Genomic DNA, 24,592 nt, shown 5'->3' with positions numbered 1-24,592 from the left:
GCATCACGAGGCCGCGGGTTCGAACTCGCCGCTCAGCCGAGCTGCAGCTGCATGATCGCGCGATCGGGACGCGGCCGCGCCACCTCGCTGAACCCGGCGTCGACGAACATCGAGACGGTGCCGTGGTAGAGGTCGGCGGCGGGAGTCTTCGCGCGCTCGGCCGGGTCGACGGCGTAGCCCTCGAGCACTCGCGCGCCGTGTTCGCGCGCGTACTCGACGGCAGCGGCGGCGAGCGCGCGGCCGACGCCGCGCATGCGGTATTCGCGGGGGACCACGAAGCAGGAGACCGCCCACACGCTCTCGTCGGCGAAGTCGGGCTCGGTGGTGGCGCCCGAGATGATGCGGCTGCGCCGCAGCCGGGGGAGGTTCGGCCTCGGTTCGACGGCGCACCAGCCGACCGGGGTCTCGTCGTCGTACGCGAGCAGGCCGGGCCCGTTCTCGGCTGACTCGAGCTGCCGGTGCAGCAGTTCTCTGAGGTCGTCGTCGCCCGTCGAGCGCCAGTCGGCGGGGGCGAGCTTGAACCACTGGCACCAGCAGTGCGCCGGATCTCCCTTCGTGCCGAAGACGGCCTCCACGTCGTCGAACGGCGCGTCGCCCGCCGGCACGACTCGGAGCGGATACGGCTCGAGCTCATCGCTGAGGTCGCTCATCATGCGTCCACGCTAGCGGTGACCACCGACATCTCGTCGCGCTCACTTTCCGTAATCGTGAATAGAGGTAACAATGTAGTAAGCTCACGATATGACTCCCGAGATCACCGTGCTCGACCGCCTGCTCGAGGTGAGCGAGCTCTTCCAGAAGGACATGGCTCGCGCCTTCGCCGGCACGCCCCTCACGCCCTCGCGGGTGCGCGTGCTCTGGGATCTCGCGGCGAACGGTCCCTCGACCCAGCATGAGCTCGCGACCCGGCTCGAGGTGAGTCCGCGCAACGTCACGGGGCTCGTCGACGCGCTCGAGGCGGGCGGCTACGTCCGTCGTTCACCGCACCCGAGCGATCGACGGGCGATCGTGGTCTCGCTCGAGGCATCCGCCCAGGCCTTCATGGCGACCATGCAGCAGGAGCACGCCGCCCTCACCGACGAGTTGCTCGCCGCGGTCGCGCCGGCCGACCGAGCGGCGCTCGAACGCGGAGTCACGGCGATCGCCGATCGCCTGCGCGTGCTCGTCGCCGAGGCGGCCGAGGCCGTCGACGGGGCTGGTACGTCGTGAGCGCCACGGTCGGCGCCGCCCATGAGGAGTCCACAGTGCAGAGGGCCTGGGCGATCGCGAAGCGCGCGGTGCGCATGGAACTCGCCGTCTACGCGAGCATCGGACGGTTCATCGCCCGACGACCCTCGATCGAGCGGGGCGGCGCCGGGTTCGGGTACCACCGGCCCGTGCTCACGGTGCTCATCATCTTCATCGTGCTGTCGGCCGTCGAGATCCCGATCTTCGACCTCATCGTGCATCGTTGGCCGGCCGTGCGGATCCCGCTGCTCGTGCTCGGCATCTGGGGGCTCACCTGGATGTTCGGCCTGCTCTGCGCGTACCTCATGCGACCGCACACGGTCGGGCCCGAAGGCATCCGCGTGCGCTCGGGGCTCGAGACCGACGTGCTGCTGCGGTGGGACGACATCGCCTCGGTTGCGCGGCGACCGCGGGTCGACGAGCCGAAATCGCCGAAGATCGTCGAGACCGGTGACGGCGCGGACGCCTCGCGCATGCTGCTGCTGCGCATCAACAACGAGACCGTCATCGAGATCGAGCTCGAGCGGCCCACGCCCGTGCTGCTCCCGGGTGGCGGAGCGAACGGCGGACGGCAGGCCGTGGACGCCGTGCGCATCTGGGTCGACGACCCGAAGTCGTTCATGGACGAGGTGCGCAAGTACCTCTGAGACGGCTCAGCGCGCCGACTCCGCGACCGGGAACCGCCCCGCCTCGATCGCCGCTCGGAACGCCTCGTAGTCGGCCCGTGACTGCGCCGCGTACGCGAGCGACCACTGGGCGATCGCCTCGTCGAACCGCTTGCTGCGCCCCACGTACCCCGCGATGAACCCGGCCCTCGGGCTCTGCGAGTGCGCGCGCGCGAGCTTCGTCGCGCACGCCTCGACGTAGTCGAAGAACGCCGGCTGATCGAGCTCGGCCACGTCGAACGCGGCGTTGAGGTCGCGGAACTGCCGCACGTAGTACCCGCGCCCGTCGACCGTGACGTGGCCGAGGAACAGGTCGGAGGTCGACTGCAGGATCCGCTGCAGCGTCACGACCCGGCTTCCGCCGGCCAGCTCGTCGATGCGCGTGCCACTCGGGCGATCGGGGTGATCGCGCAGCCCGCCGAACTCGTCGAGCACCGAGCGGCCGGCCTCCTTCACCTGCAGGATGACGACATCGCCGTGGGAGCCCGCGAAGACGACGATGAAGCATCGGGTGCCGACGCTGCCCACTCCGACGACGCGTCGCACGACGTCGGTCGCCGTGTACTGCGACATGAGCATCGCCACATCGGGTGCCGCCGTGCGCAGGTAGTCGTCGACGATGCCGCCCAGCCGTGCCTCGATCTCGGTCGACACGTGCGTGAGGGTGGGCGGCTGCTCGCGGATGAACGGCGCGCCGGCGGTGTCGCGGTCCATGATCTTCGACGCGACCCGCTCGGACGTGCGCTTGGCCGCGTCCTTCACCACGCGGCGCATCGCGACCCGCGAGCTGGCGTGCTTGCCGCCGGCGGGGTTGCCGAGATCCCGCAGGTAGAACCGTTCGACCGGCGAGAGGTCGGTCATGCGGCGGATGCTCCGCCGGTAGGTCGCGACGGCGCGCACCGTGGCCTCGTGGACGACGGCGTCGGCGAATCCGTTCGACTGGCCGCCGATGACCACACTCGTTGCGAGTCGCTTGAGATCCCACTCCCATGGTGCGAGCGACGCCTCGTCGAAGTCGTTGAGGTCGAACACGAGGCTCCGATCGGGGGCGGCGAACACGCCGAAGTTGCTGATGTGCGCGTCGCCGCACGCGACCACGAAGAAGCCCGAGTCGAGCGAGTCCGCCAGGTCGGCCGCCTGCAAGGCCGCCGTACCGCGGAAGAAGGCGAAGGGACTCTCGGCCATGCGAGCCATGCGCAGGGGAACCAGGTCCTGCAGCCGGTCGGCGTTCTGCCGCTCGATGATGCCGAGCGGGTCGCGGCCTTCCCGCGGCTCGTAGTGCGCATGCTTCGATCGCTTCGCTCGCTGCCGGGCTTCGCGACCGGCGTCGCGATAGGCCGCTCGCGCGGCGACCGCGCCGTGTGCGTAGCGAAGGTGGTCCGCGGAATCGGTCGTCGACATGGGTCGATCGTGGCACAGGCGCCGGGTGGAGGATAGGCCGCGAGTGGGGGTGCACGAGGCTCCCCAACGCTGGCGTCGTATTTCACACAGAATCAGCGATTCCGTGGCGAGCGATTCCATCTAGTCTCGCCGGAACGCCGGGGCGGATGGTACCGCCCTGCCTGCACCTTGGAAGGAAGATCGATGGAGATCGCCGAACGCCTTGCCAGCCTCGCCAATAAGATCGCTCAGCAACGGCACACGATCGAGACAGAGGAAGCGACCAAGAATGCTTTCGTGATGCCGTTCATCTCCTTGGTGCTCGGCTACGACGTGTTCAACCCGAACGAGGTTGTCCCCGAGTTCACCGCCGATGTCGGCATCAAACGCGGTGAGAAGATCGACTACGCCATCGTGAAGGACGGCGAGGTGCAGATTCTCATCGAGTGCAAGAAGATCGGGAGCGGACTTTCACTCGTACACTCGTCGCAGCTATTCCGCTACTTCGCGGTCGCGAACGCGCGGATCGCCGTCCTGACCGACGGGAACGAGTACCACTTCTACACCGATCTTGATGCGCCCAACAGGATGGACGAGAAACCGTTCCTCGTGCTCGACCTGAGCGATCTCGATGAGACGCTCATCCCCGAGCTGCAGAAACTGACCAAGGACACGTTCGACATCGACTCGATCATCAGCGCGGCCGAAGAGTTGAAGTACATCGGGGCGATCAAGCGGGTGCTGAGCGCACAGTTCGCGAGTCCGGATACTGATTGGGTTCGAGCCCTCACTGCGCGCGTCTACGAGGGGTCGATCACACAGCGGGTGCGTGATCAGTTCCAGGTACTCGTTGCGAAGGCTTCCAGACAGTTCCTGAGTGACCAGGTCAACGAACGAATCAAGGCCGCACTCGGCGGGCCTGGATACGCGCTCCAGCGTGATGATGCATCGGTGTCGGGTTCTGGCGCGAGTGAAGCGGTCGCACAAGCGAGCACCAAGGATGTCGGTTCAGGTGACGGCATTGAGACCACGCTCGAGGAACTCGAGGCATTCCAGATCGTACGTGCGATCGCGTGCAGCGAGGTCAAGCCGGCTCGGATCGCTCAGCGAGACACGAAGTCGTACTTCGGTGTGCTCCTCGATGACAACAATCGCAAGCCGATTGCGCGCATCCACTTCAACACCGGACAGAAGTACCTTGGTCTCTTCGATGCCGAGAAGAACGAAACCCGGCATCCGATCGAGGCGCTCGACGAGATCTACGAGTTCGCGGACGTAATTCGTCGGACGGTTCACTACTACGACTGATCTCAGCGATCGAGACGCTGGCTGACCGTCGGAGTGTGCACGAGCACCCCTTCGGATACCGCTATGATGGTCAAGTTGCCTCGGCGAAGCCGCCGGAGCATCGGGCTGTGGCGCAGCTTGGTAGCGCACTTGACTGGGGGTCAAGGGGTCGCAGGTTCAAATCCTGTCAGCCCGACCAGAAAGTCCCGGAAACCTAAGGGTTTCCGGGACTTTTGAGGTTAAGAAGTTTGATCCTCCCATCGAAAACCCATCGTTTTCGCACCGCTGAGCACGATCAGCCCCGACTGTCGTACGGCAGGGGGCGGATACTCCCGGTCGACTTTGGTCGCTGCGGCGCCGCGGGCGCACCTACGGCACATGGACACCATGAACGAATCGCAGATCGTTGCCGATTCTGCTCCCGCTTCCGTTTCTCTCGACGGCTGGGGGCTCGACCGCTTGATGGACATCACCGAGTTGGCGGCCTACCTCGGCGTGCCGGTCTCGACCGTCTACGACTGGCGGACCCATGGGAAGGGTCCGGTGGCGTACCGCTTCGGCAAGCACCTGAAGTTCGCCGTCGCAGATGTGCGGGCGTGGGTCGCCGAGCAGCGCGAGTCCGCATAGCCGCGCCGACGCAGCGAACGGTGGTGAGCTGAGATGGGCCGGCCACGTCTGTCGATCGGCACGTTCGGAGACATCACGACTCGGGCGATGCCGTCTGGGAGGTTCGAAGCGCGCACTCGATTCCGGGACTGGGACGGGCGCACGCGGATTGTGCAGGCCACGGGCGATACCGCCAAGGCGGCTGAGAACGCGCTCAAGGAGAAACTGGCCGGGCGTTCGGAAGTACGCCTGGCTTCGGGTCACGGCCACTTGACGCCCGACAGCCCCTTCGGTGACCTCGTGGCGTACTGGTTGCAGGACATCGATCTCGAGGGCCGGATCTCGAGAACGACCCGGATGCTGTACGAGCGCAACATGCGCACCCTCGTGCTGCCGGTGTTCGAGCATCTCACCCTCCGCGAGATCGGGGTCGCCCGCTGCGATCGATTCATCAAGGAGCAGGCGAGGATCTCGTACAACCGTGCGAAACAATCCCGCGTCGTGCTGCGGCTCGCGCTCGAACTCGCGGTGCGGCACGAGGTGCTGACGGCCAACCCGATGCATCACGTGTCGCGGATCCACCGCGAAGCGCGGATGCCGGATGCGCTGACCAGCCTGGAGGTGAACGCGATCCGAGCCGTGATCGCACGCTGGGAGTCCGGCGTCGACCACGTGTCGGGCCCGCGCCCTGACGGGCAGCTCGGTGCGATCGTCGAGGTCATGCTCGGCACATCCGCCCGCATCGGCGAGGTGCTCGCCATCCGTCGCCGTGACGTGGATGTCACCGGTCCTACGCCGACCATCCGGATCGCCGGGACGATCATCAGCCGCGCCGGGGAACCGACGTTCCGACAGGACCATCCGAAGACGGCGAAGTCGCGACGGATCGTCGCGCTTCCGTCGTTCACTGCCGCAGCCATGCGTCGTCGGCTCGCGGGAGCCCGCGAGCTGGATCCCGATTCGCTGGTGTTCCACTCGCGCGAGGGCACGCCGCTGAGCACGGCCAACGTGCGTCGCCAGTTGCGCCAGGTGCTGGAGCGGGCTGGCATCGGGGGAGTGACGCCGCATCTCTTCCGCCGCACGGTGGCGACGGCCGTCAACGACAACGCGAGTGTCGAGCTCGCCGCCGAGCTGCTCGGACACACCGACACGAAGATCACAGTCCAGCACTACATCCAGCGGCGGGAGCTCGTGAACCCTGCGACGGCGGAGCTACTTGAGAGGGCGTTCAGACGGGAAGGAGACTGATCAGCTGTTCCAGGGGCCAGTTGCGGAGGCACGAACATGCAGACCCAGCTGATCGCACGAGTCGAAGCGGTTGCCGGTGTTCGGACGAGTCACGCGGTGGTGCCACGGTGGCGCCACCGTGTGATCAGGGAATCTTCGTTTCGACGTGCAATCGGGGCCACGGCGCCGTTCGCAGTCAACCGAGTGTCGGCGGGCCCGACCTTGACGGTGATCGTGAAAGCAGCTTTCGAGCGGCACCTGCCACTAGGCTGCGCTGCGGTGCCGCACCCGGTGCGGCATCGCAACGCCCTGGGGCTCCTTGACAGGCCGGCAAGCCACGGTGCCGCATCCGACGCGGCACCGTGGGCGCCCTCGAGAGCCTTCGAGAGCGCACCGCCTTGATCGTGCAATTGGTGGCGCCATGCTTCTTCCATGCTGGTTGCCGAAGATCTATCCACGCAAAGTAGGTGCGCACCTGCTCCCTCGAGCACAGACCTACACATCCGTAGCTCCCGATTCCCTGCTCGGCCCGCGCGACCCCTGTTCTCATACGAGAGAGCCGAGCCTGCCTCGAACCGACTGTGACCAACCCTGAGAGATGCCACGCCTCTTGCAGATCGAGGATGGGCGGGTTTCGTCGATGACGAAACAGGGGGCCTCCGGCGCACCATCGAAGTATGATCACCCGGCAGAGGACCACCACTCGGCGAATCCCTCCAACTCGATGCGTTCGCTGCGGCGCACCGCTACCGACGTCAGCGACCACCGGTCGGCCGCGGGTCTACTGCGGGCCTGCGTGCCGAAAGGCAGCCTACGAAGACCGACAGGCCCGCAAACCGGAAGCGTTCCAAGTCCGCATAGTGGAACGTACTGTCGTCGAGACTGTTGAGTCGATCCGGACCATCGACGAAGGTCACGACATCGTCGAGTGTGTCCGACGGGTGAGTGAATCACCCCGCGCGGTCACCAATGTTCTCTCCGCCCTCGGTGGCCTGATTCGATCGGGCACCCTTCGGCTGGACGGCAAGTGGGCGCCTGTCGTGCGCGCGATCACCGAGCTGAACCGCGCCGTCCTGGATACTTCCGTGCGCGACCCGTGGCACCGGAGACGTTGAGGATGATCGCATCGAGTTGTTCTCTTGAATCGCCCTGGGTTTGGTTCCTATCGGTTTCCGTGGCTGGCGGTGGCCAGGACGGGTGATTCGATTTCAGCGTAGTGGGCGGCCTCGACCTCGACCGGTGCTCGGTAGCCGAGTTCGGAGTGCAGTCGCTGGTTGTTCCACCACCACACCCATTCCAGGGTCGCGAGCTCGACTTGCTCGACGGTGCGCCAGGGGCCTTGCTGACGGATCAGTTCGGTCTTGTAGAGCCCGTTCACCGCTTCCGCGAGGGCGTTGTCGTAGCTGTCGCCGACGGTCCCGGTCGATGCTTTCGCGCCGAGTTCGGCGATCCGGTCGGTGTACACGAGTGACAGGTAGTTCGATCCGTGATCGGCGTGATGGACCAGCTGGTCCAGGTCACCGCCGGCTTGGAAGGCGGCCATGTTCAGCGCTTGCAGTGGCAGGATCTCAGCCTTCAGCGTGGCTGCCACGTTCCAGCCCACGATCCGGCGGGAGTACACGTCGATCACGAACGCGGTGTACGCGAACCCCTGCCAGGTGCGCACGTAGGTGATATCGGCCACCCACAACCGGCGCGGGCCGTCAGCGGTGAAGCGCCGCTTCACGAGATCCTTCGGCATCACCGCGGCCGGGTCAGGCTTGGTCGTGAAGACCCGTTTGCCGCGTTTCACGCCGCGTAATCCGAGTGATCGCATGATGCGCCCGACTTGGTCACGGCCCACCGTCCAACCTTGTCGGCGCATCAGGGCGTGCATCTTCCGGACCCCGTACACGCTGTAGTTCTCGGCATGCAGGCGGGCGATCTGCTCACCGAGGATCTCGTCCCGGATCGCCCGATCCGAAGCCGGCCGGGCTTTCGCAGCCCGGTAGCCGCGGGCGGTGAGGAACCCACACGCTGTCGCACCCAGTGTGCGGCAGATGGCCTCGACCCCGAACTGATCCTTGAACATGTCGACGTACCGGATCATCTCGTCGTGGGGCGGTCGAGTTCCGCTGCGAAAAACGCGGCCGCGCTCTTCAGGATCTCGTTCGCCCGGCGCAGCTCGGCGACCTCCCGCTTGAGCCGGCGCAGCTCGGCCTGCTGGTCCGTCGAGACGCCCGGCTTGGTACCGGAATCGACCTCGGACTGGCGGCGCCATTTCCGCAACGCCTCGGCGCTGACGCCGAGCTTGCGCGAGACCTGCCGGATCGCTTCGTACTCGGACTCATGGTCCGGCAACGATTCCTCGAGCAACCGCAACGCGCGCTGCCGGAACTCCGGCGGATACTGACGGGGCATACTTCCATCCTCCTAAAGAAGACGGAACCAAACCCAGGGCGATTCATCTCGAGGCGCCCGACGTTTGAGGCTGCGGGCGACGGAGTGCCGGCCACGAGGGGAGCGCTAGCAGGCGCAGCGCATCGTCGTTGGCTCGGCGACCGAGTCGTGGACTGGGTAAGGCCTTGCAAGGCCAAGCCGCGATGTCGGACCTCACCGATACGTTCGAAGCATGAGAGGCGTGAGATGTCGCACGGGCCGTGCACCGATCGGAACGCAGGCTGAGGCTGCGACTGTAGCGGCGGGAGTTGCTAAGGGTGCCAGTGCCGTCCGGTGCCCCTATTGCGGATGGTGGCACGTCGTCGGGCACGGCTCGCCGATCGAGCGTCCAAGCAAGCCGCGCAGAAGGCGCTGACGCCCGGAGAGTGCCTCCGTGTTTGTGGACGACATTGCGCGTAGCCCGAACGCCGCAGCATCCGCGCACAAGGCCCGCAACGGGAATCCCCTTTTGAGCACATCGAGTAACCATGCTTGAACCCGATACTCACAATCGCGGACCTTGTGTCTGTGGCGTCAGCCCGCAAACGGCTGTGTGTTACGCGGCGACGCGGCGGAGTATGGGGTCCGCGACGAATCGTGAGGGGGCGCAGAGGGTTTGGCCAAGCTCATGAAATGCATCGTCGCGATTCGTGAAGTACCCATAGTCGGCCCGAACGAATTGCGAGAGGTCGAACGCACTCCCGTCTGTGTGGCCGTCCCAGTCAACTGCACAACGTCCAACGGCCTCGAAGAGGGTCTCAGAGCCGCGGTTGGTGAAGGATCCGCCGCCCCGGCAGCCGATCGGGCCGAACAGCTCGGAGGCGGGTCGCCATCCATCAACGTCGAACTCCGGCCAGGCGAGGAGTATCCGGTCCGGAAGAGCGAACCCGATGTGAGGGAAGCGCGGGTACCAGAACGAGCGATCAATGAGGAGAGCGCGGACTCGGGTTGCGACGCCGATTGAGCGGGCGACGCTTTCGAGAATTGCAAGACGTTGGCTGCATGATCCAAAGCCTCGCGTGAGCGTGCGGGACGCGGGGGTGTTCTCCGCGAGGGCGTACACAGCGCGAACCTCGTCACGGATGAATGCGTGCGCTGCCTCGAGCACGGCCATTTGGTCGCCTGATGCGGCGTGCCGTCGCGAGCGGTCGACGAGCCAGGCGATCGCAGCCGATTCATGGTCAAGGATTGGCGTTGCGTCGACCGATCCGGTCGTGGTCGGCCCAGCTCCGGCTCGGGGTGAGGTGCGCCGGTACCAAGGGGTAATGAGCGCGGCGAGGCTCACGCCCGTGCCTCTGCTGCACGATCGGTGCCGCGCTTCCGGACCTCTCGCAGCACGATCTGCTCCGGGCACACCGTCGAGAGGAAGTCCCCGACGGACAGTGCGAGTCGTTCGCCGACGAGCGAGTACAGGATGCGGTTCGCATCACGCCTTTCGGTCACGAGTCCCGCCTGCCTGAGCACGGCCAGGTGTCGAGAGATCGTCGGGCCGGTGGCATTGAAGCGGGCAGCGATCTCGCCCGCGGCCAGCTCGCCGTCCTTGAGGTCCTGCAGAATCTGTCGGCGAGTCGGGTGCGCAAGAGCCGCGAAGATGTCGGACGCTGTATCTGCCATGTTTGCAATATAGCACCCTTGCGAAATACAGTGTAGCTTCATTGCTAATAAGCGAAGGAGATGCGACCATGCGGGTAGCCATCACTGGCGGGACTGGCTTCGTCGGTCGACACCTGGCTGAACGACTGAATCCGACGGAGACTGTGGTCGTCTCGCGCCGCACCGGCACTGCCATCACGGATGTCGATGCCCTCGTGGCCGCCTTCGCAGGATGCGACGCGGTCGCGCACTGTGCCGGCATTAATCGCGAGATCGGCGACCAGACCTTCGAGAGAGTCCACGTAGAAGGCACGAGCGCCGTCATCGAAGCTGCTCGCCGGGCTGGAGTGAAGCGGATCGTCATGCTCAGCTTCCTTCGCGCCCGACCCGATAGCGGGTCCAGGTACCACGACACGAAATGGGCTGCCGAGGAATTGCTCCGTGACTCAGGCCTCGACCATACGATTCTCAAGTCGGGAATGATCTATGGCTCAGGCGATCACATGGTCGACCACGTGACGCGCGCCGTGCGGACATTTCCCGTCTTCGCCACCGTCGGCTACCAAGAACGAATGGTGCGGCCCGTCCAGGTCGCGGACGCCGTTGAGGTGCTGGTCGCGGCTCTCGAGGGACGGATCACCGATCCGACCGTCGCCGTCATGGGTGCGGAGGAACTGGAACTCGGTGCGGCTGTGCGCCGAATTGCGGGCGTTGCGGGCCGCCACCCGCTGTACGTTCGCGCACCAGTTTGGTCGATCCGAGTTCTCGCGCAGCTTACGGAGTGGCTGATGGTCACACCGCTGGTCGCGAAAGCACAAGCTCAAATGCTCGCCGAAGGCGTGAACGAAGCAGCGCCGCAGGCCCCTGAACTTCCCGAAGGACTCCGACCAGCGCGCCCGTTCGATGAAGCGAGCATCCGAGCCGCAATGCCCGACGGTCGATTCGACCTCAGCGACCTCCGCGTTACGCGGTGGATCAGAACTCGCCGCCGGTCCGACATGGCGAGAGTGTCTCCATGAGGGATGCGATCCGGCGACGCGTCTAGTAACACGGGACCAGGTTGAGACGGCTGTGTGCGGGTGTCGATCGACACCGTCGATCACGGCGCCGACGCCGATGGGTACGAGGTGCCGACAACGCCTCCCTGTCGCGCGCCGTCGCCGAAGCCCTCGTCGTAGCCGTGCCCAATGCCGGGTTGGCATATGTGTAGCTCCGCCGCTCGAGCTGATCCTGACATGGTGAGCGGTCGGGGGGCCGTCGTCCCGAGGACACATGATCTGTCCTGATGGCTCGGCCGCGCCCAGGGACGTGACGTACCCCCGAGAACGGGGGGTCTCTTCGTTCTCGTTCCGTCGATAGCGTTGTGAAGTTGCGGCTCTGCCCTACGAGCCGTCGATCGCACATGCGGAGGCCCGAACGATGACGAACGCTCCTGCCGGCTGGTTCCCTGATGAAACCACCCCGAACACATTGCGGTGGTGGGACGGTCAACAGTGGACTGACCATCGCAGCCCCGCCGCACCGGACGTGGCCGCTGCTGCGCAGCCAGTCCCGAGCGCGCACGCCCCGGCAAGAGGAACTGAGACGAAACAGTCGAAAGGTGCCAAATCGCTCGACCTGTTCGGGCGTCGAACTCGCGGTCGGCTGGAGGAGCTTGAGGCCCTCGTCGAGAAGCACGGACTGAAGGAGTTCGGTGAGATCGACGAGTACCGGGCCCAGATCGATTCCGAAATCGCCCACGCCCGCGCCGCGGCAGAAGCGGAACAAGCGAAGTCCCGGGACGAATGGGACTCGGCAATCCGAACCGCTTCGAAGCGCCACGAGAAGCTCCTTGCGGAGAACCACCGGCTCGAGGGCGAGATCGCGTCGGCGAAGTCCGAGGTCGTGAACCTCCGAGACGCCGCTTCGCTTCAAGAGCTCGGGATCTTTGACTTCGAGCACCCTGCCGAAACGTCGGCGCAACTCGCTGGCGACTTGGAGCACCTTCGTGGACAGATCAAGGACGCAGTGCGAAATGGGAAGGCGACGGTTGCCGCTCAGGGGTTCACGTTCAACAACTCGGCAGCCAAGGGTCGCAAGTTCGTCAATGACATGAGCAAGATCCTCCTTCGCGCGTACAACGCGGAGGCGGAGAACGCAGTCAAGATGATGCGAGCAGGGAACTTGGCGGCGGCGCAGCAGCGCCTCACAAAGGTCGCCGAGCAGATCGCGAGGCAGGGCACGATGATCGATCTGAGCATCACGCCGTACTACCAGCAGCTTCGACTCCGAGAAATGGAACTCGCCAACCGACACCTGCGGACTCTGCAGGAAGAGAAGGAACGAGAACGCGAGCACCGCGCTGAACTGCGCGAACAGCGCAAGGCCGAACAAGAACTCGCACGGGAACACGAGCGCCTCGAAAAGGAAAAGGCTCACTACCTCTCCGCCCTCGCAGCCCTGGAGGCTAAGGGGGATATCGAAGGCGCCGAGCGGATGCGCGAAAAGCTTTCGGACGTAGACCGGGCGATCGAGGATGTCGATTACCGTGCGGCGAACATCCGTGCGGGGTACGTCTACGTCATCTCCAACATCGGTGCGTTCGGCGAGAACATGGTCAAGATCGGCATGACGCGCCGCCTCGAGCCAATGGATCGCGTCAATGAACTCGGTGATGCTTCGGTCCCATTCCGATTCGATGTCCACGCCCTGTTCTTCGCAGACGATGCTGTCGGCGTCGAGAACATGCTCCACACCACCTTCGCCGAACAACGCGTCAACAAGGTCAACCATCGTCGCGAGTACTTCCGAGTCACCCCGACCGAAGTGCTCGACGCACTCAAGGCGCACGCCGTCGAGATCATCGAATACACCGTAGAGCCCGCGGCCGTCGAATGGCGCGCGAGCGCCGTGCCTGGCGGGGTCGTGTGAAATGCGGAATGAACCTCAACAAAGCAATGGTGCCGAGTTTCCGCTTTGGTCCGATGAGCCGGCGACAACTGACCTGCTTGCCTTTCGGGCTGTGGCAGAGACGGCTACCGATGCCCTCTTCGAAGATGACCTCGATCCGATTGCGATTGGCCTATCCGGCGCGTGGGGTAGCGGCAAGACGTCAGTGCTCGAGCTCATCCAGGCAGAGATTGCGAGCCGTTCCGAGACTGGCGATGAAACGGTCCTGGTCGTCTCCACGCAGCCCTGGCGCTACGACCCAACCATTGGGCCGAAGGAGAGTCTCATTGGGGAGGTTCTCGGAGCGCTGAACACACAATTCGCGGCAGAGGATCCGGCAGCCAAGACGGTGGTCGACGGGCTGAAGAAGCTCGCACGCAAGGTGAATTGGTCGAAGGCGGTCAAGATGACTGCTCGCACGGCGATCACCATGCAGCTCCCTACCCTGGACGACGTCTTCGGTCTTGTCAGCGATGACCCGGAAAGCTTCGAAACCGAGAAGGGAATGGCTGGCTTCCGTGAAGAGTTCGCCGCGCTCCTCAAAGATCCCGCGCTGAGCCACATCGCGCGAGTGGTCGTACTAGTTGACGACCTTGATCGGTGTCTCCCGGAGACGGTCGTGGAGACGCTGGAGGCGATCCGGTTATTCCTATCGGTCGAGGGCATGTCGTTTGTCATCGCTGCGGATGAGGATCGCGTCGCCGAGGCGATCGCACAGAAGTTCGGCACGCCTGCCGGTGAGCCCGAGGAGGAAACCCCGGCACGTCTATATCTCCACAAGATCGTGCAGACGACGATCCCACTTCCGGCACTCAGTCGATTCGACACCGAGGCATTCCTCTTCCTGCTCCTCGCGCAGCGTGACGCTGAGTTCGATCATCTCCTTGCCGAATGCAACCGTCTACGTCTCGAGACCGGAAGTCTGGACGGACTGGAGGTGGCAGAGGGAAGCGCGCTCGCCGAGCACCTCGTGACCGCTGCTCGACTGACGCCGATTCTTTATGAGAAGTTCCGGGGTAATCCTCGCCGCATCAAGCGGTTCTTGAACGACCTCAACGTTCGCCAGTCGATCGCTGCTCGCCGTGGATTCGAGCTCAAGGCGGACGAGATCGCGAAGCTCATGGTGCTGGAACGAATACTCACCGACGACTTTCATACAGTGCTGGACTGGTTGGCGACCGGTCAGCTCCGTGACCAGTTGGATGCCCTCGATATCGCCGCCAATGGCGCCCCGCCTGCCAAACCCGCCGAGCAAGAATCCGCTGAGCCGGTCGAGGCACCCGCGTCGAAGAAGCGTCCAGCGAAAGCGGATTCCGCACTCGCCGCCGTACCCACCCTGCCCGCTCCGGCGGCGGCCGACGAGTCATCGTTCACAGATACGTTGCGGCGCTGGGCAAAGCTTCCGCCCGCACTCGATGCCACGACAATTTCCGGATATCTCTACCTCGCAGCTTCCTTCGCCAAGATCGAAGTGATCGACACCGGGCTTCCCGAGCGACTGCGCGACGTGGCTGCGGCGCTGCTCTCTTCCCTCAAGATGGATCGCGCCGGCGTGGACGATCAGTCGCTCGCGGCGCTGCCAGAAGCAGACGCTCGGACGCTCGTCGCCTACCTTGGGAAGCGCCTCCGTGACCAGCCGGGCCTTCAGAACTTTGCCGTCGAGAGTCTGCTGCGGCTTGGCGCACAGCAGTCCAGCATTCTTCTGGACGTTGTAGCTGCACTCCGTGGGCTCCCCGCTGGTGATGTTCAAGCTGCGACGATTATCAAACTCCGTACCCTCGATGCGGGCACGTTCGGTCCTGTGATTGCGACATGGAAACAGGGGGCGACAGAGAGTTCGATCGTCGGCGCGATTGGTGTGGTCGAGAAGGCATGGGGCAATGGGAACTAGCGACTCATTTGGCGGCAGCGCTGGCGCAGACGCGAAGGATCTCCGGGACAACATCGCGGACTGGCTTGACGCTCCCGCGCCCAGCGATGGCGCCGGTACCGCGACCGACGGGGACGGTCCTCCCAGCGAGTCGTCCCCACATTCGGCTCCGGGAAGCGGTGGCGTTCGGCCGCGGCCTGACCTGGGGCCTGCCCTTCGTGTTCTGATTCGTTCCCGTGGCCGCCGGGGCGGTTCTGATGGTCCTGGCTCCGGCGGTGGTGGACGAAGTGGTGGCGGTGGCGGCCGCTCGTCCGGCGGCGTGTCTCGTTCCGTCGGCAGTATCTCTCGTGCCGCAGGTCGAGCCGGAAGTCTTGCCCTCGCCTACTCTTCAGGCAACCGGGACGCGCTGCGCGATGCCGGCCTCAGCTACGACGATCTTCAGGCACTGCGCGATCCGGTGGCTGTTGGGCTCCGCATCGTCGAGGCCGCTTTTGATGCGCAGGCCGACAGCTCGATCGCCGATGCAGAGGAACGTGACATCGTCGCCACTGTCGTCGCGTGGATTCTGGAGCAGCCGACCGGCCAGGCGCCGAGCCCCGAGGACGTGGTGCGCAAGACGATCGAGACCACCATCGCCGAAACGGCGCTCACCGAAGTGGCCTCAACTGTCTACGCGAAGCAGGCGTCGCGAGAGAAGCGTCGCGATCTGGAGCGACAGATCCGGGAAGTAGCCGCGGAGTATGCGGCGCAGGCAAGCCTGAGTCCCACCGGTGCAACCGCGCAGGAACTGTCCCAGGCAATCGAGACGGGTGTCCGGGACATCGGCGTGATTTTCGGAGTTGACTCATGAGCCGCATGCTGCTGACTCTTTCAGCGACCACCGCCGATTCGTCCCTCCAATCGGGCGACTGGGATGAGGTCTTCCTCTGGACTACCTCTGATCGCTCGAGCTTCGTCGGTGCGGTCGACCCGTATCTGGCGTCGCTTGGGCCAGTTAACCCCTTCAACGTCGATCTGGTGCGCATCGCCCTCGCCGTGCTCGCGTCGGACCGTTCGGTTCTGCGCGCTTTCGGAGGATCGGACTGGAACTCCCGCGACTTCGAAATGACAGTCGAGGTCGGGGATCCAACGACGTGGACCGCCCATGCATCCGAGCTCTCGGCGCTGGTCGGCTTCCTGACGGGAGACCAGTGGGCATTCAGTTTCACGCAGGCGCCTGCTGGCAATCCGTCGCTGGACACCGGGCAGCAGCGGCGCGATCGAACGATTCTCCTGAGCGGCGGTGCGGACTCTGCGGTCGGAGCGATCATGTCGGCGCTCGAGCTTGGGGCCAATGGTTCCTTGTCCACCGTTTCACACTTCAGCTCCAATGCTATTTCGCCGACCCAACGGGCGCTCGTCACTTCAATCACAGACATCGTCTCTGGCATCGATGTTGTACACCATCGCTTCCATGTTCATCGCAAGGCCAAGCGTCTCGACGGGACCCGATTCCGCGACGAGTCGTCGACCCGCTCGAGGTCGCTCCTCTTTCTGGCTCTCGGACTTGCGGTGGCCGAACAGGCGAGATCGCCCCTCTGGATCGCGGAGAACGGGTTCGCGTCACTCAATCCACCGCTCGGTCCCGATCGACGCGGGAGCCTTTCGACCCACACCACGCATCCTCGGTTCCTTCGCGACCTAAGTGCCTTGATGGGCAACGTTGGCGGGCACGGCACCATTCATAACCCGTTCGAGCGTCTTACCAAGGGCGAGATGTACGGTCTGGTGCGTGAAGCTCTGGGGGTCAACGTGGCATCGCTCTATCTGAGTTCGACGAACTCGTGCTCCCACACCGATGCCCGCTTCGAAGGGGCGCCCGGGGGATCCTCCTGCGGCGTCTGTTTCGGTTGTCTGGTTCGCCGCTCCGCTTTCGTCGCGTCGGGCGTTCCGGACGTCACGGTGTACCTTGCCGAAGACCCAACTGGACGCTATGCCGGCTTCGTGGCGCAGAAGTCGATCATTGAACCGGTACGAGACTTCGTCGATCGTGGCGTGCGTGCCAGCGACGTCATGACCATGTCGCTTCCGGCTGACTACCCAGCGAGAGAGGCGCTCGACCTCTGCGCCCGAGGCATTGAGGAACTGCGGGGTCTCGTCGGATGAGCCCGGCGCTTCCACCGCTGGACATGCATGCGCATGTCGCGCCATCGGCTTCAGTCCGCCAGCTCGAGCAGCTCGGCGCTGTGGTCTTTGCAGCCACCCGCTCCCTCGACGAATTTTCCAAGGTGTTGACTCGCACAGATGCGGTGACGGTGTGGGGTGTCGGCTGCCATCCGGGAGTGCCTGCAGCGATCAACGGCTTTAGTGCTGAACAGTTCCAGGAACTGATCGGGCACACCGCATTCGTGAGCGAGATCGGTCTCGAGCGTCGTTCCAAGACTCCGATGGACGCACAACAGTCGGTGTTGGGGTCGATGTTGGCAGCGCTCGTCGGGGTGCCACGTATCGCCTCCGTGCACAGCTCAGGTGCCGTCGATGCTGTGCTCGACCTCATCGCCACTCATCCGGCGAACGGTGTGGTGTTGCACTGGTGGCGTGGCACAGCGGCGCAGACCAAACGCGCCGTTGAGCTCGGGTGCTGGTTCTCGATTAACGCGGCCGGCCTTGGCTATCCGGATGACATCGCGCACGTCCCACTCGATCGTCTGCTTACTGAGACGGATCACCCATCAGGGGATCGCTCGTCGCCCAGCCCTCGACAGCCGGGGGCAATGGCCGACGTAGAAGCCGGGCTCGCGAAGATCTATGGCCTTCCAGGTGCCACTGAGCTTCGTGCGGAAGTGTGGGCCAACTTCGCCCGTCTGGTCGATGCGACGGACGTTGCGCGCCTCCTCCCCACTCCTGTCCAGCGCATGGTGGACGCGGCGCGAAAGGGCGAACGATGAGCACGGTTGATAGACATATCGGCGATACCGATGGGGCAATCGTCGCGAACATCGACGCGCTTTCGGACGACCGCGGCCTACTCTCGCAGAACATGCTGTCTCAACTGCGCAATCTCGTTGAAGGTGTGGCGGTACGCGTGCACAGCGGCACCGGCGAGAGGGAGCACAATCACGCTGCGATCGAGGCCGGTTTGGCGCATGTTCGTTCTAACGGACGTCTCAGCTTTCTGGCTCGCTTCCACCGGATGCTGCAGCCCAGCGCGTCGCACTACACCTTCGAGGGCGATGGATCCGAACGTTTGATGCTGAAGTACTACGAGCACCTCTACCGGCTGCGAACATTCGTCCGCGACCAGTTCGGAATGTCGGTGCTTCACAATCTGGAGTCATTTCCGCTCGATCAGGACCATTCACTTCAGGAGTATCACCAGAAGATCGCTGAGCGAATCATTGCTGTCCGGGGGCTCCCTACCACCGGTGATTCGTCTTCCCGCTACTACGTCCAGAAGACCCGTCCCTTCTTCGTCGACGGGCAGATCTACTACGAAGTCACGTTTTCTAATCCGACGGATCGCGTCAGCAAGTTCGACCGAATTATCGCTTTCACCGACCAGGACATTAGTGACAAGTACGCGGCGAGACTGACCCTGCGGCCGGACGCGATCGATGTGCTCGGCCGGACGATGCCGATCATCGTGATTCGATCTTGGGCAGTGTCTATTCGGCCTTGTGAGCTGAACAACTTCGCCCGCTTCTTTGGCCCTCGAACCAACGTTGGCACGGGAAGTACCGAGTACCAGCGCCTGATGCAGTACCTGACGACCACAGGTTCGTCCCTCGTTGAGCTGGTGGATCTCCCAGCTGCGTCATATGTGCAGATCAAGACTTGGGCCACAGAGCAAGCCCGATCGCCGCGGATCTTCCCGATCCTGGACAACGTGCGGGAAGTCGTAGCGAACCGAGCGCCCGGCCACGTGGTGCTCCGGTACCTAATGCTGCGGATGAGGAATCTCTGGATCCGTCAGCAGTACGCGCCCGAGGATTGTCCTCGCTTGTCGGGGCTGAAGCTCCAGTGGGGCTGCATTCCGTTCGACGAGATGCCCTTCTGCACGTCACTCCCGAAGCATAATCCGCGGTACTGGGATCTCGTCGAAGCGCTCGATCTAACGGGCCGCACCCACGAGTTGCTCGCTCGCAGGGTGAAGAACAACGTCGACCAACGCGGGATGCTCTACACCCCACTGTCGGATCTCGAGCCGCTGGGAGACGTCACTGCCCTTATTCGCGACCACAACACGGCCCTGTACTACAAACACCGTGCCCGATGCCTGGACGTGGATCGCGGGCATGTATTCGTCCGGGGGTACGAGAATGATGTCGTCGACATCATCGAGAAGGTACAGAGCTTCACGACGGACGGCGTGCCCGATTGGGAGACGGACGTCGACGCCTGGCTGGACGGGCTTGCCGAACCGCTCGACGACGAGCTCAAGCTTCGTGCGATGCGCACTCTGTTCGCTGAATCGCGAGTGGCCCTGGTTTACGGTGCCGCTGGCACGGGTAAGTCCACAATGGTTAATCACATCGCGCAGTACTTCGAGGGTGGCCGGATGTTGTTCTTAGCCAACACCCATCCCGCAGTGGACAACCTCAAGCGCAGGGTTGAGGTAGAGGCGGACTTCCGCACCATCGCGAGCCACAACTGGCGCACCGGCGGCGATCCGGAATATGACCTAGTCGTGGTCGACGAGTCCTCGACAGTGAGCAATGAAGACCTGCTCAAGATGCTCGCCGGCACCCGTTTCAAGCAGCTCGTGTTCGTTGGTGACGTCTACCAGATCGAGGCTATCCAGTTCGGAAACTGGTTCGGTCTGCTCCGCTCCTTCGTGCCGCAGGGCTCGGTATTTGAACTGATGACGCCATGGCGCACGACGAATGAAGGACTTCTGGGGCTCTGGGGCAAGGTGCGTAACGTCGAGGACGACATCGCGGAGGCAATGACGAGGGCGGGATACTCGACGGTTCTCAGCGAGCAGCTCTTCGAGCCCCAGCGCGAGGACGAGATCATTCTCTGTCTGAACTACGACGGGCTCTACGGCATCAACAACATCAATCGGTTCCTACAGAGCAGCAATCCAGAGCAGTCGGTTTCGTGGGGACCGGCAACCTACAAGGTGGGTGACCCGATCGTTTTTAACGACAGCGACCGCTTCCGTCCGCTGATCTACAACAATCTCAAGGGAACGATTGTCGGCATCCACCGCGAACTCGGCCGGATCACCTTCGAGGTGGATCTAGCTCGTGACGACGTGACCGAGGTGTCCGTGTGGGGCACGGCGCTTACATGGGTCCGTGACGGTGTCGTCTCATTCGACGTCTTCGAGCTCGCCAGTAGCGATGAGGATGAGGAGATTCTCAACACAACGGTTCCATTCCAGGTGGCATATGCGGTCTCGATCCACCGGGCGCAGGGTCTCGAGTACGAGTCCGTGAAGGTCGTGATCACAGAGGCGAACGAGGACGATGTCACGCACAGCATCCTGTACACGGCGATCACCCGTGCGCGGGACCTCCTGGAGATCTACTGGACCCCAGAGACACAGCAGGCCGTCCTCTCGAAACTGGAGCGGAAGACGAACAAGAAGGACGTCCAGCTACTCACTGGCCGCCGCGGGCTCACCACAAGCGTTTGATCAGTCGGCCTACCCGATGGCGGCGCGATCTGGCGGGGGCAGCCGATTGACGCTGGCATCGAGCGACGCCTTGATCAGATCGAAGTTCTGACGGGACTCGGTCGAGGAGAGCTGGTCAATGTGGGTCGCAAGCTTGTTCGCCTCACCGAGCTGGTCTTGCCTATTGACGAGCTCCTGATCAGACATGCGTTGGATGTGGGATTTGGAACGCCTTGGTGACTCCCTGCCTCGATCGGAATGGGATACCGGACTTGACGGAATCGCGCTCGCCCACCGCTTTCCCATCGAAATCAACCGTGAACGTCCAGAGTTATCCGGGTACACTCGGAACCGTCGAACCGCCCGGTTCCCTGTAAACACAAGGAAATCCGCGGGTTCCCGAGACATCCGGAGAGAATCCCGAAGCGGGCTGATTCCTCCAAGGGGTCGCAGGTTCAAATCCTGTCAGCCCGACCGAAAACCCCGGTAGATCGCAAGATCTACCGGGGTTTCGTCGTGTCTGGGTGCGCTTCGAGCGGCGCGCTGGTCAGCCGTCGAGCCGGTCGCGTTGCCGGAGGCTCCCGTCACGTCCGAGTTCGAGGACGGTGTCGATGCCGAGCCGTTCCAGGAACGGGTGGTCGTGGCTCACGACGAGCAGCGCGCCGCGGTACGCGTCGAGTGCCTCGGCGAGTTGCTCGACGCTCGCGATGTCGAGGTTGTTCGTCGGCTCGTCGAGGATCAGGAGCTGCGCGGGCGGGTCGGCGAGCAGCAGTTTCGCGAGGCAGACGCGGAACCGCTCTCCTCCGGAGAGGGTCGCGACCGGCCGGTCGGCGCTGCTGCCGCGGATCAGGAGCCGGGCGAGCTGGTTGCGGATCGTCCCCGGCGCCAGATCGGGCGCGACCGCCTTCACGTTGTCGAGCGCACTCACGGTCTCGTCGAGGTCGTCGAGGCGCTGCGTGAGGTAGCCCACGCGCTCGGTCGACAGCGTGCCGTGGACCCGTCCCGGAGCGGGCTCGCCGCCGGTCACGAGTTGCTCGAGGAGCGTCGACTTGCCCGCGCCGTTCGGGCCGACGAGCGCCACGCGCTCGGGGCCCTGGATCACGATCGTGCGGTCGCCGTCGTGGAGCTCCGCGAGGCGGCGGCCGCGCGGCACGTCGGGGTCGGGCAGGGTGAGGTGGATGTGCTCGTCCTCGCGCACGCGGGCATCTGCGGCGTCCACGGCCGCCTGCGCGGCCTGCACCTTGTCGTCGAGGGTCGAGCGCATCGCGCCGGCCGAGCCCTGGGCCTTGCTGGCGCGGTTGCCGGCGAGGATCTTCGGGATGCCGCCGTCCTTCTGCGTCTTCTTGGCGGTGCGTTCGCGACGTGCGAGCTTCGTCTCGGCCTCGACCCGCTGGCGCTTCTCGACCTTGAGCGCCTGCTGCGCATGACGGGCGGCCTGGACCGCGGCGGCCTGCTCTTGCTCGCGATACTCGGTCCACGCGCTGTACGGGCCGCCGAACACCTCGACGGTTCCCGAATGCAGTTCGGCGGTGCTGTCCATGTGCTCGAGCAGCTCGAGGTCGTGGCTGACGACCACGAGCGTGCCCGGCCAGGTGTCGATGAAGCCCGCGAGCGCCGCACGCGTGGCCCGGTCGAGGTTGTTGGTCGGCTCGTCGAGCAGCGTGATCGGCGTGCGCCGGATGCGGAGCCCGGTCACGGCGATGAGCATCGCCTCGCCGCCCGAGACCTCGGCGACTCGCCGGTCGAGCTCGGCGGCGCCGAACCCGATCTCGTGCAGGGCCTCGTCGGCCCGGGCCTCGATGTCCCAGTCGTCGCCGACCACGTCGAAATGGTGCTCGTCGACGTCGCCGGACTCGATCGCCCGCAGGGCGGAGAGCACTCCGTCGATCCCGAGCAGCTCGGCGATCGTGGTCTCGCCGGTGAGCGTGAGCGTCTGCGGCAGGTAGCCGACCTCGCCCGCCGTCTCGACTGCGCCGGAGGTGGGGGTGAGTTGCCCGGCGATCAGTCGGAGCAGGGTGGACTTTCCGGCGCCGTTGCGGCCGACGAGGCCCGTGCGACCAGTGGTGAACGTGCCGTTCACCCGGTCGAGGGCGCGGGTGCCGTCGGGCCACTCGAACGAGAGGTTCCGAAGGGTGATGGTGGATTTCATGGACATGGATGGGTCTTTCGGAGAGAAGCCGTACGGGTCGAATCGAACGACGCGCCGGATCGCGGACTCACGTCGCGCCGGAGCATCCCGAACATGCCGAGGCCGCTTCAGCCGCCGAGCGGCGAAGCAGCCCACTGCCACCGCAGCGGGGGAGCGTGGGGTCGGTCACCCGGGTGCGCAGGTGCACCCGCAGATGGTGAAGGCCACCGGCAGTCCGGTGGCTAGATTCTGTCGACCTCGATCTCCATGTCGACGAGCCTACACGGCGGCCTCGGCGCGGCGGTGTCGTCGCGCCTCCATGTGCTGCTCGAGCCACCACGTGCGACCGCCGTCGGCGGACGACCAGCCGTGCCACGCGAACGAACGATCGGTGATCTCGCTGAAGTTCCAGCGCACGGGGATCTCGCGCTCGCCGAGGTGTTCGACGCCGTCCTGGTGGATGCCGTCGGTGCCGTGCGGTCGTGCGATCACGGAGACGAAATTGCCGTGGGCTGCGCCCATCCAGTGCACGCGCCACGCCTCGATCGCCGGGTCGAACGCGCGGACGGTCGTGCCGAGTGCGTACGTCGCCCCGTCGGCATCGGTGCCGAGCAGGACGTCCTGCATCGCCCGACCGCCGAGGATCGGCGCGAAGACCCACGTGCGCTCGGTTTCGATCCACTCGTCACCGGGCGACGCGCGAAGCCGGTTGTGCACACGCCACTCGCCCGCGAAGCGAGCGAAGAGGCCGAGCTCGGGTGCTGCTGCGACCGCCGGCCCCGTGCGGAGCGCCTCGTCGAGGTCCATGTCCCGACGCTAGTTCCGACCGCCGACATGCGGATGCCCCGGTGAGAACGTCGTCTCACCGGGGCATCCCGAGCACCTGACCGCTCAGAAGCGGCGGTCGCGCCGATCGTCGCGGCGGTCCTGACGCCGGTCCTGTCGACGGTCGACGCCGTTCGACACGACCTTGGCCGTGCCGACGACGGCCGCCGTGCGCGCCACGGGGCGTCCGATCATTCCGACGCGTCCGACGCGTCCGATTCCGATGGGCATCAGTTCTCTCCTTCGCTCGACATCGAGGCGATCAGCGCCTGCGTCGGGATGCGTCCCGACGCGATCAGCTGCGCGCCGTTCTTGCGCAGCGCGACGGCGAACGGCGCTGCCCACGAGTTCTCCCACACGAGCACGGCGGCCGAGCTGCCGGGCTCCATCGCGGCCGAGATGTCGATGAGGTCGGCCTCGGCGAGCACGTCGGCGAGCGACGCCTCGATGACGCCGAGCGGGCCGAGGTCCTCGAAGTCCTCGAACTCGTCGACCTCGAGAGACCCGTCTTCGCCCTTGTGCACGATGACGAGGTCGAGCACGCGGATCATCTCGGCGGAGACGAGCGACGCGAGCTCGGCCGCGGCCTCGCCCGTCAGCCGGCTCTCGCCGGCGGGGAACTCGACGACGATGTAGTCGATCGGCCCCAGTTCTTCTTCGGTGAGGTCGAGTTCCTCACTGGTCTGCTCCGACACGTGCCGGCTCCCTTCGTCGGTGGCATCGCCCCGGTCGGCGGGGCGATCTCCATCGAACGGCATGCGGGCCGGATGCGGCATCATGCGAACCGCGTGAATCGAGTGGCAGCGCTCAGTGCACGCTCGGTGCGCCACGGTGTGGAG

At 64.9% G+C, this 24,592-nt stretch carries 22 protein-coding genes and 1 tRNA gene; 13 read left to right on the top strand and 10 right to left on the bottom strand.

The features are described 5' to 3' along the window. Nucleotides 1-32: 32 nt before the first annotated feature. Nucleotides 33-653, bottom strand: a complete 621-nt coding sequence (locus MUN74_RS00750) for a GNAT family N-acetyltransferase (RefSeq protein ID WP_244854472.1) — start codon at nucleotides 651-653, stop codon at nucleotides 33-35. 88 nt (nucleotides 654-741) lie between these two features. On the opposite strand from MUN74_RS00750, the gene MUN74_RS00745 reads away from it, so the two are divergent. Then, complete coding sequence (locus MUN74_RS00745; protein ID WP_244854470.1) at nucleotides 742-1,209, top strand: MarR family winged helix-turn-helix transcriptional regulator; 468 nt, start codon at nucleotides 742-744, stop codon at nucleotides 1,207-1,209. A gap of 35 nt (nucleotides 1,210-1,244) precedes the next feature. Next, the gene (locus MUN74_RS00740; protein WP_244854469.1) at nucleotides 1,245-1,874 is read left to right on the top strand and encodes a hypothetical protein; all 630 of its coding nucleotides are present in this window, start codon (nucleotides 1,245-1,247) and stop codon (nucleotides 1,872-1,874) included. A gap of 6 nt (nucleotides 1,875-1,880) precedes the next feature. Here the strand turns inward: MUN74_RS00740 and MUN74_RS00735 are convergent, their stop codons facing one another. Beyond that, entirely contained in the window at nucleotides 1,881-3,413 is a 1,533-nt protein-coding gene (locus MUN74_RS00735; protein WP_244854467.1) for a DUF2252 domain-containing protein, read from the bottom strand. Between the two features lie 63 nt (nucleotides 3,414-3,476). Here MUN74_RS00735 and MUN74_RS00730 point away from each other — a divergent pair, with 63 nt between their 5' ends. The 4 genes from MUN74_RS00730 to MUN74_RS00715 all read left to right on the top strand — a co-directional run bounded on the left by MUN74_RS00730 (nucleotide 3,477) and on the right by MUN74_RS00715 (nucleotide 6,413). Further along, the gene (locus MUN74_RS00730) at nucleotides 3,477-4,580 is read left to right on the top strand and encodes a type I restriction endonuclease (protein WP_244854465.1); all 1,104 of its coding nucleotides are present in this window, start codon (nucleotides 3,477-3,479) and stop codon (nucleotides 4,578-4,580) included. Nucleotides 4,581-4,681: 101 nt separating this feature from the next. Beyond that, nucleotides 4,682-4,758, top strand: a tRNA-Pro gene (locus tag MUN74_RS00725). A gap of 179 nt (nucleotides 4,759-4,937) precedes the next feature. Next, entirely contained in the window at nucleotides 4,938-5,186 is a 249-nt protein-coding gene (locus tag MUN74_RS00720) for a helix-turn-helix transcriptional regulator (RefSeq protein WP_244854463.1), read from the top strand. A gap of 33 nt (nucleotides 5,187-5,219) precedes the next feature. After that, on the top strand, nucleotides 5,220-6,413 hold the full coding sequence (locus tag MUN74_RS00715; RefSeq protein WP_244854462.1) for a tyrosine-type recombinase/integrase: 1,194 nt from the start codon (nucleotides 5,220-5,222) through the stop codon (nucleotides 6,411-6,413). A 1,141-nt stretch (nucleotides 6,414-7,554) separates the two neighbouring features. Here the strand turns inward: MUN74_RS00715 and MUN74_RS00710 are convergent. The 3 genes from MUN74_RS00710 to MUN74_RS00700 form a co-directional block, all read right to left on the bottom strand. Beyond that, a protein-coding gene (locus MUN74_RS00710; protein ID WP_454665264.1) for an IS3 family transposase occupies nucleotides 7,555-8,792 on the bottom strand; the annotation gives its coding sequence in 2 pieces (ribosomal slippage) (nucleotides 7,555-8,510 and nucleotides 8,510-8,792; 1,239 coding nt in all). A gap of 574 nt (nucleotides 8,793-9,366) precedes the next feature. Then, entirely contained in the window at nucleotides 9,367-9,924 is a 558-nt protein-coding gene (locus tag MUN74_RS00705) for a hypothetical protein (protein WP_244854459.1), read from the bottom strand. 167 nt (nucleotides 9,925-10,091) lie between these two features. Continuing rightward, on the bottom strand, nucleotides 10,092-10,424 hold the full coding sequence (locus MUN74_RS00700) for a metalloregulator ArsR/SmtB family transcription factor (RefSeq protein WP_244854457.1): 333 nt from the start codon (nucleotides 10,422-10,424) through the stop codon (nucleotides 10,092-10,094). 68 nt (nucleotides 10,425-10,492) lie between these two features. Between MUN74_RS00700 and MUN74_RS00695 the strand changes: the two genes are divergently transcribed. The 7 genes from MUN74_RS00695 to MUN74_RS00665 all read left to right on the top strand — a co-directional run bounded on the left by MUN74_RS00695 (nucleotide 10,493) and on the right by MUN74_RS00665 (nucleotide 20,821). Continuing rightward, entirely contained in the window at nucleotides 10,493-11,422 is a 930-nt protein-coding gene (locus MUN74_RS00695) for an NAD(P)H-binding protein (RefSeq protein ID WP_244854455.1), read from the top strand. A gap of 400 nt (nucleotides 11,423-11,822) precedes the next feature. Beyond that, the gene (locus tag MUN74_RS00690; RefSeq protein WP_244854453.1) at nucleotides 11,823-13,313 is read left to right on the top strand and encodes an SNIPE associated domain-containing protein; all 1,491 of its coding nucleotides are present in this window, start codon (nucleotides 11,823-11,825) and stop codon (nucleotides 13,311-13,313) included. Between the two features lie 91 nt (nucleotides 13,314-13,404). Beyond that, nucleotides 13,405-15,222: a KAP family P-loop NTPase fold protein gene (locus tag MUN74_RS00685; protein WP_244854451.1), complete on the top strand. Its 1,818-nt coding sequence runs from the start codon at nucleotides 13,405-13,407 to the stop codon at nucleotides 15,220-15,222. 298 nt (nucleotides 15,223-15,520) lie between these two features. After that, nucleotides 15,521-16,051: a hypothetical protein gene (locus MUN74_RS00680; protein WP_244854449.1), complete on the top strand. Its 531-nt coding sequence runs from the start codon at nucleotides 15,521-15,523 to the stop codon at nucleotides 16,049-16,051. After that, complete coding sequence (locus MUN74_RS00675; protein WP_244854447.1) at nucleotides 16,048-17,346, top strand: adenine nucleotide alpha hydrolase family protein; 1,299 nt, start codon at nucleotides 16,048-16,050, stop codon at nucleotides 17,344-17,346. Before MUN74_RS00680 ends, MUN74_RS00675 begins: the two co-directional genes overlap by 4 nt. After that, on the top strand, nucleotides 17,343-18,128 hold the full coding sequence (locus MUN74_RS00670) for a TatD family hydrolase (protein WP_244854446.1): 786 nt from the start codon (nucleotides 17,343-17,345) through the stop codon (nucleotides 18,126-18,128). The genes MUN74_RS00675 and MUN74_RS00670 overlap by 4 nt, the downstream gene beginning before the upstream one ends. Further along, nucleotides 18,125-20,821 carry an ATP-dependent DNA helicase gene (locus tag MUN74_RS00665; RefSeq protein ID WP_244854444.1) on the top strand — a complete coding sequence of 899 codons (2,697 nt, stop codon included), beginning with the start codon at nucleotides 18,125-18,127 and terminating at the stop codon, nucleotides 20,819-20,821. Before MUN74_RS00670 ends, MUN74_RS00665 begins: the two co-directional genes overlap by 4 nt. Nucleotides 20,822-20,830: 9 nt before the next feature. On the opposite strand, the gene MUN74_RS00660 is transcribed toward MUN74_RS00665, so the two are convergent. The 5 genes from MUN74_RS00660 to MUN74_RS00640 form a co-directional block, all read right to left on the bottom strand. Continuing rightward, complete coding sequence (locus MUN74_RS00660) at nucleotides 20,831-21,007, bottom strand: hypothetical protein (RefSeq protein ID WP_244854442.1); 177 nt, start codon at nucleotides 21,005-21,007, stop codon at nucleotides 20,831-20,833. A gap of 340 nt (nucleotides 21,008-21,347) precedes the next feature. Further along, nucleotides 21,348-22,955: an ABC-F family ATP-binding cassette domain-containing protein gene (locus MUN74_RS00655; RefSeq protein ID WP_244854440.1), complete on the bottom strand. Its 1,608-nt coding sequence runs from the start codon at nucleotides 22,953-22,955 to the stop codon at nucleotides 21,348-21,350. Between the two features lie 252 nt (nucleotides 22,956-23,207). Further along, complete coding sequence (locus MUN74_RS00650; RefSeq protein WP_244854438.1) at nucleotides 23,208-23,735, bottom strand: hypothetical protein; 528 nt, start codon at nucleotides 23,733-23,735, stop codon at nucleotides 23,208-23,210. 84 nt (nucleotides 23,736-23,819) lie between these two features. Next, nucleotides 23,820-23,984, bottom strand: coding sequence for a hypothetical protein (locus MUN74_RS00645; RefSeq protein ID WP_244854437.1), 165 nt, complete (start codon nucleotides 23,982-23,984; stop codon nucleotides 23,820-23,822). Further along, nucleotides 23,984-24,448: a DUF6325 family protein gene (locus MUN74_RS00640; RefSeq protein ID WP_244854435.1), complete on the bottom strand. Its 465-nt coding sequence runs from the start codon at nucleotides 24,446-24,448 to the stop codon at nucleotides 23,984-23,986. Before MUN74_RS00640 ends, MUN74_RS00645 begins: the two co-directional genes overlap by 1 nt. Nucleotides 24,449-24,592 lie beyond the last annotated feature (144 nt).

The organism is Agromyces sp. H17E-10 (assembly GCF_022919715.1).
Lineage (GTDB): Bacteria > Actinomycetota > Actinomycetes > Actinomycetales > Microbacteriaceae > Agromyces.
The sequence above is the reverse complement of the archived record's forward strand: the minus strand, read 5'-3'. Positions and strand labels throughout refer to the sequence as shown.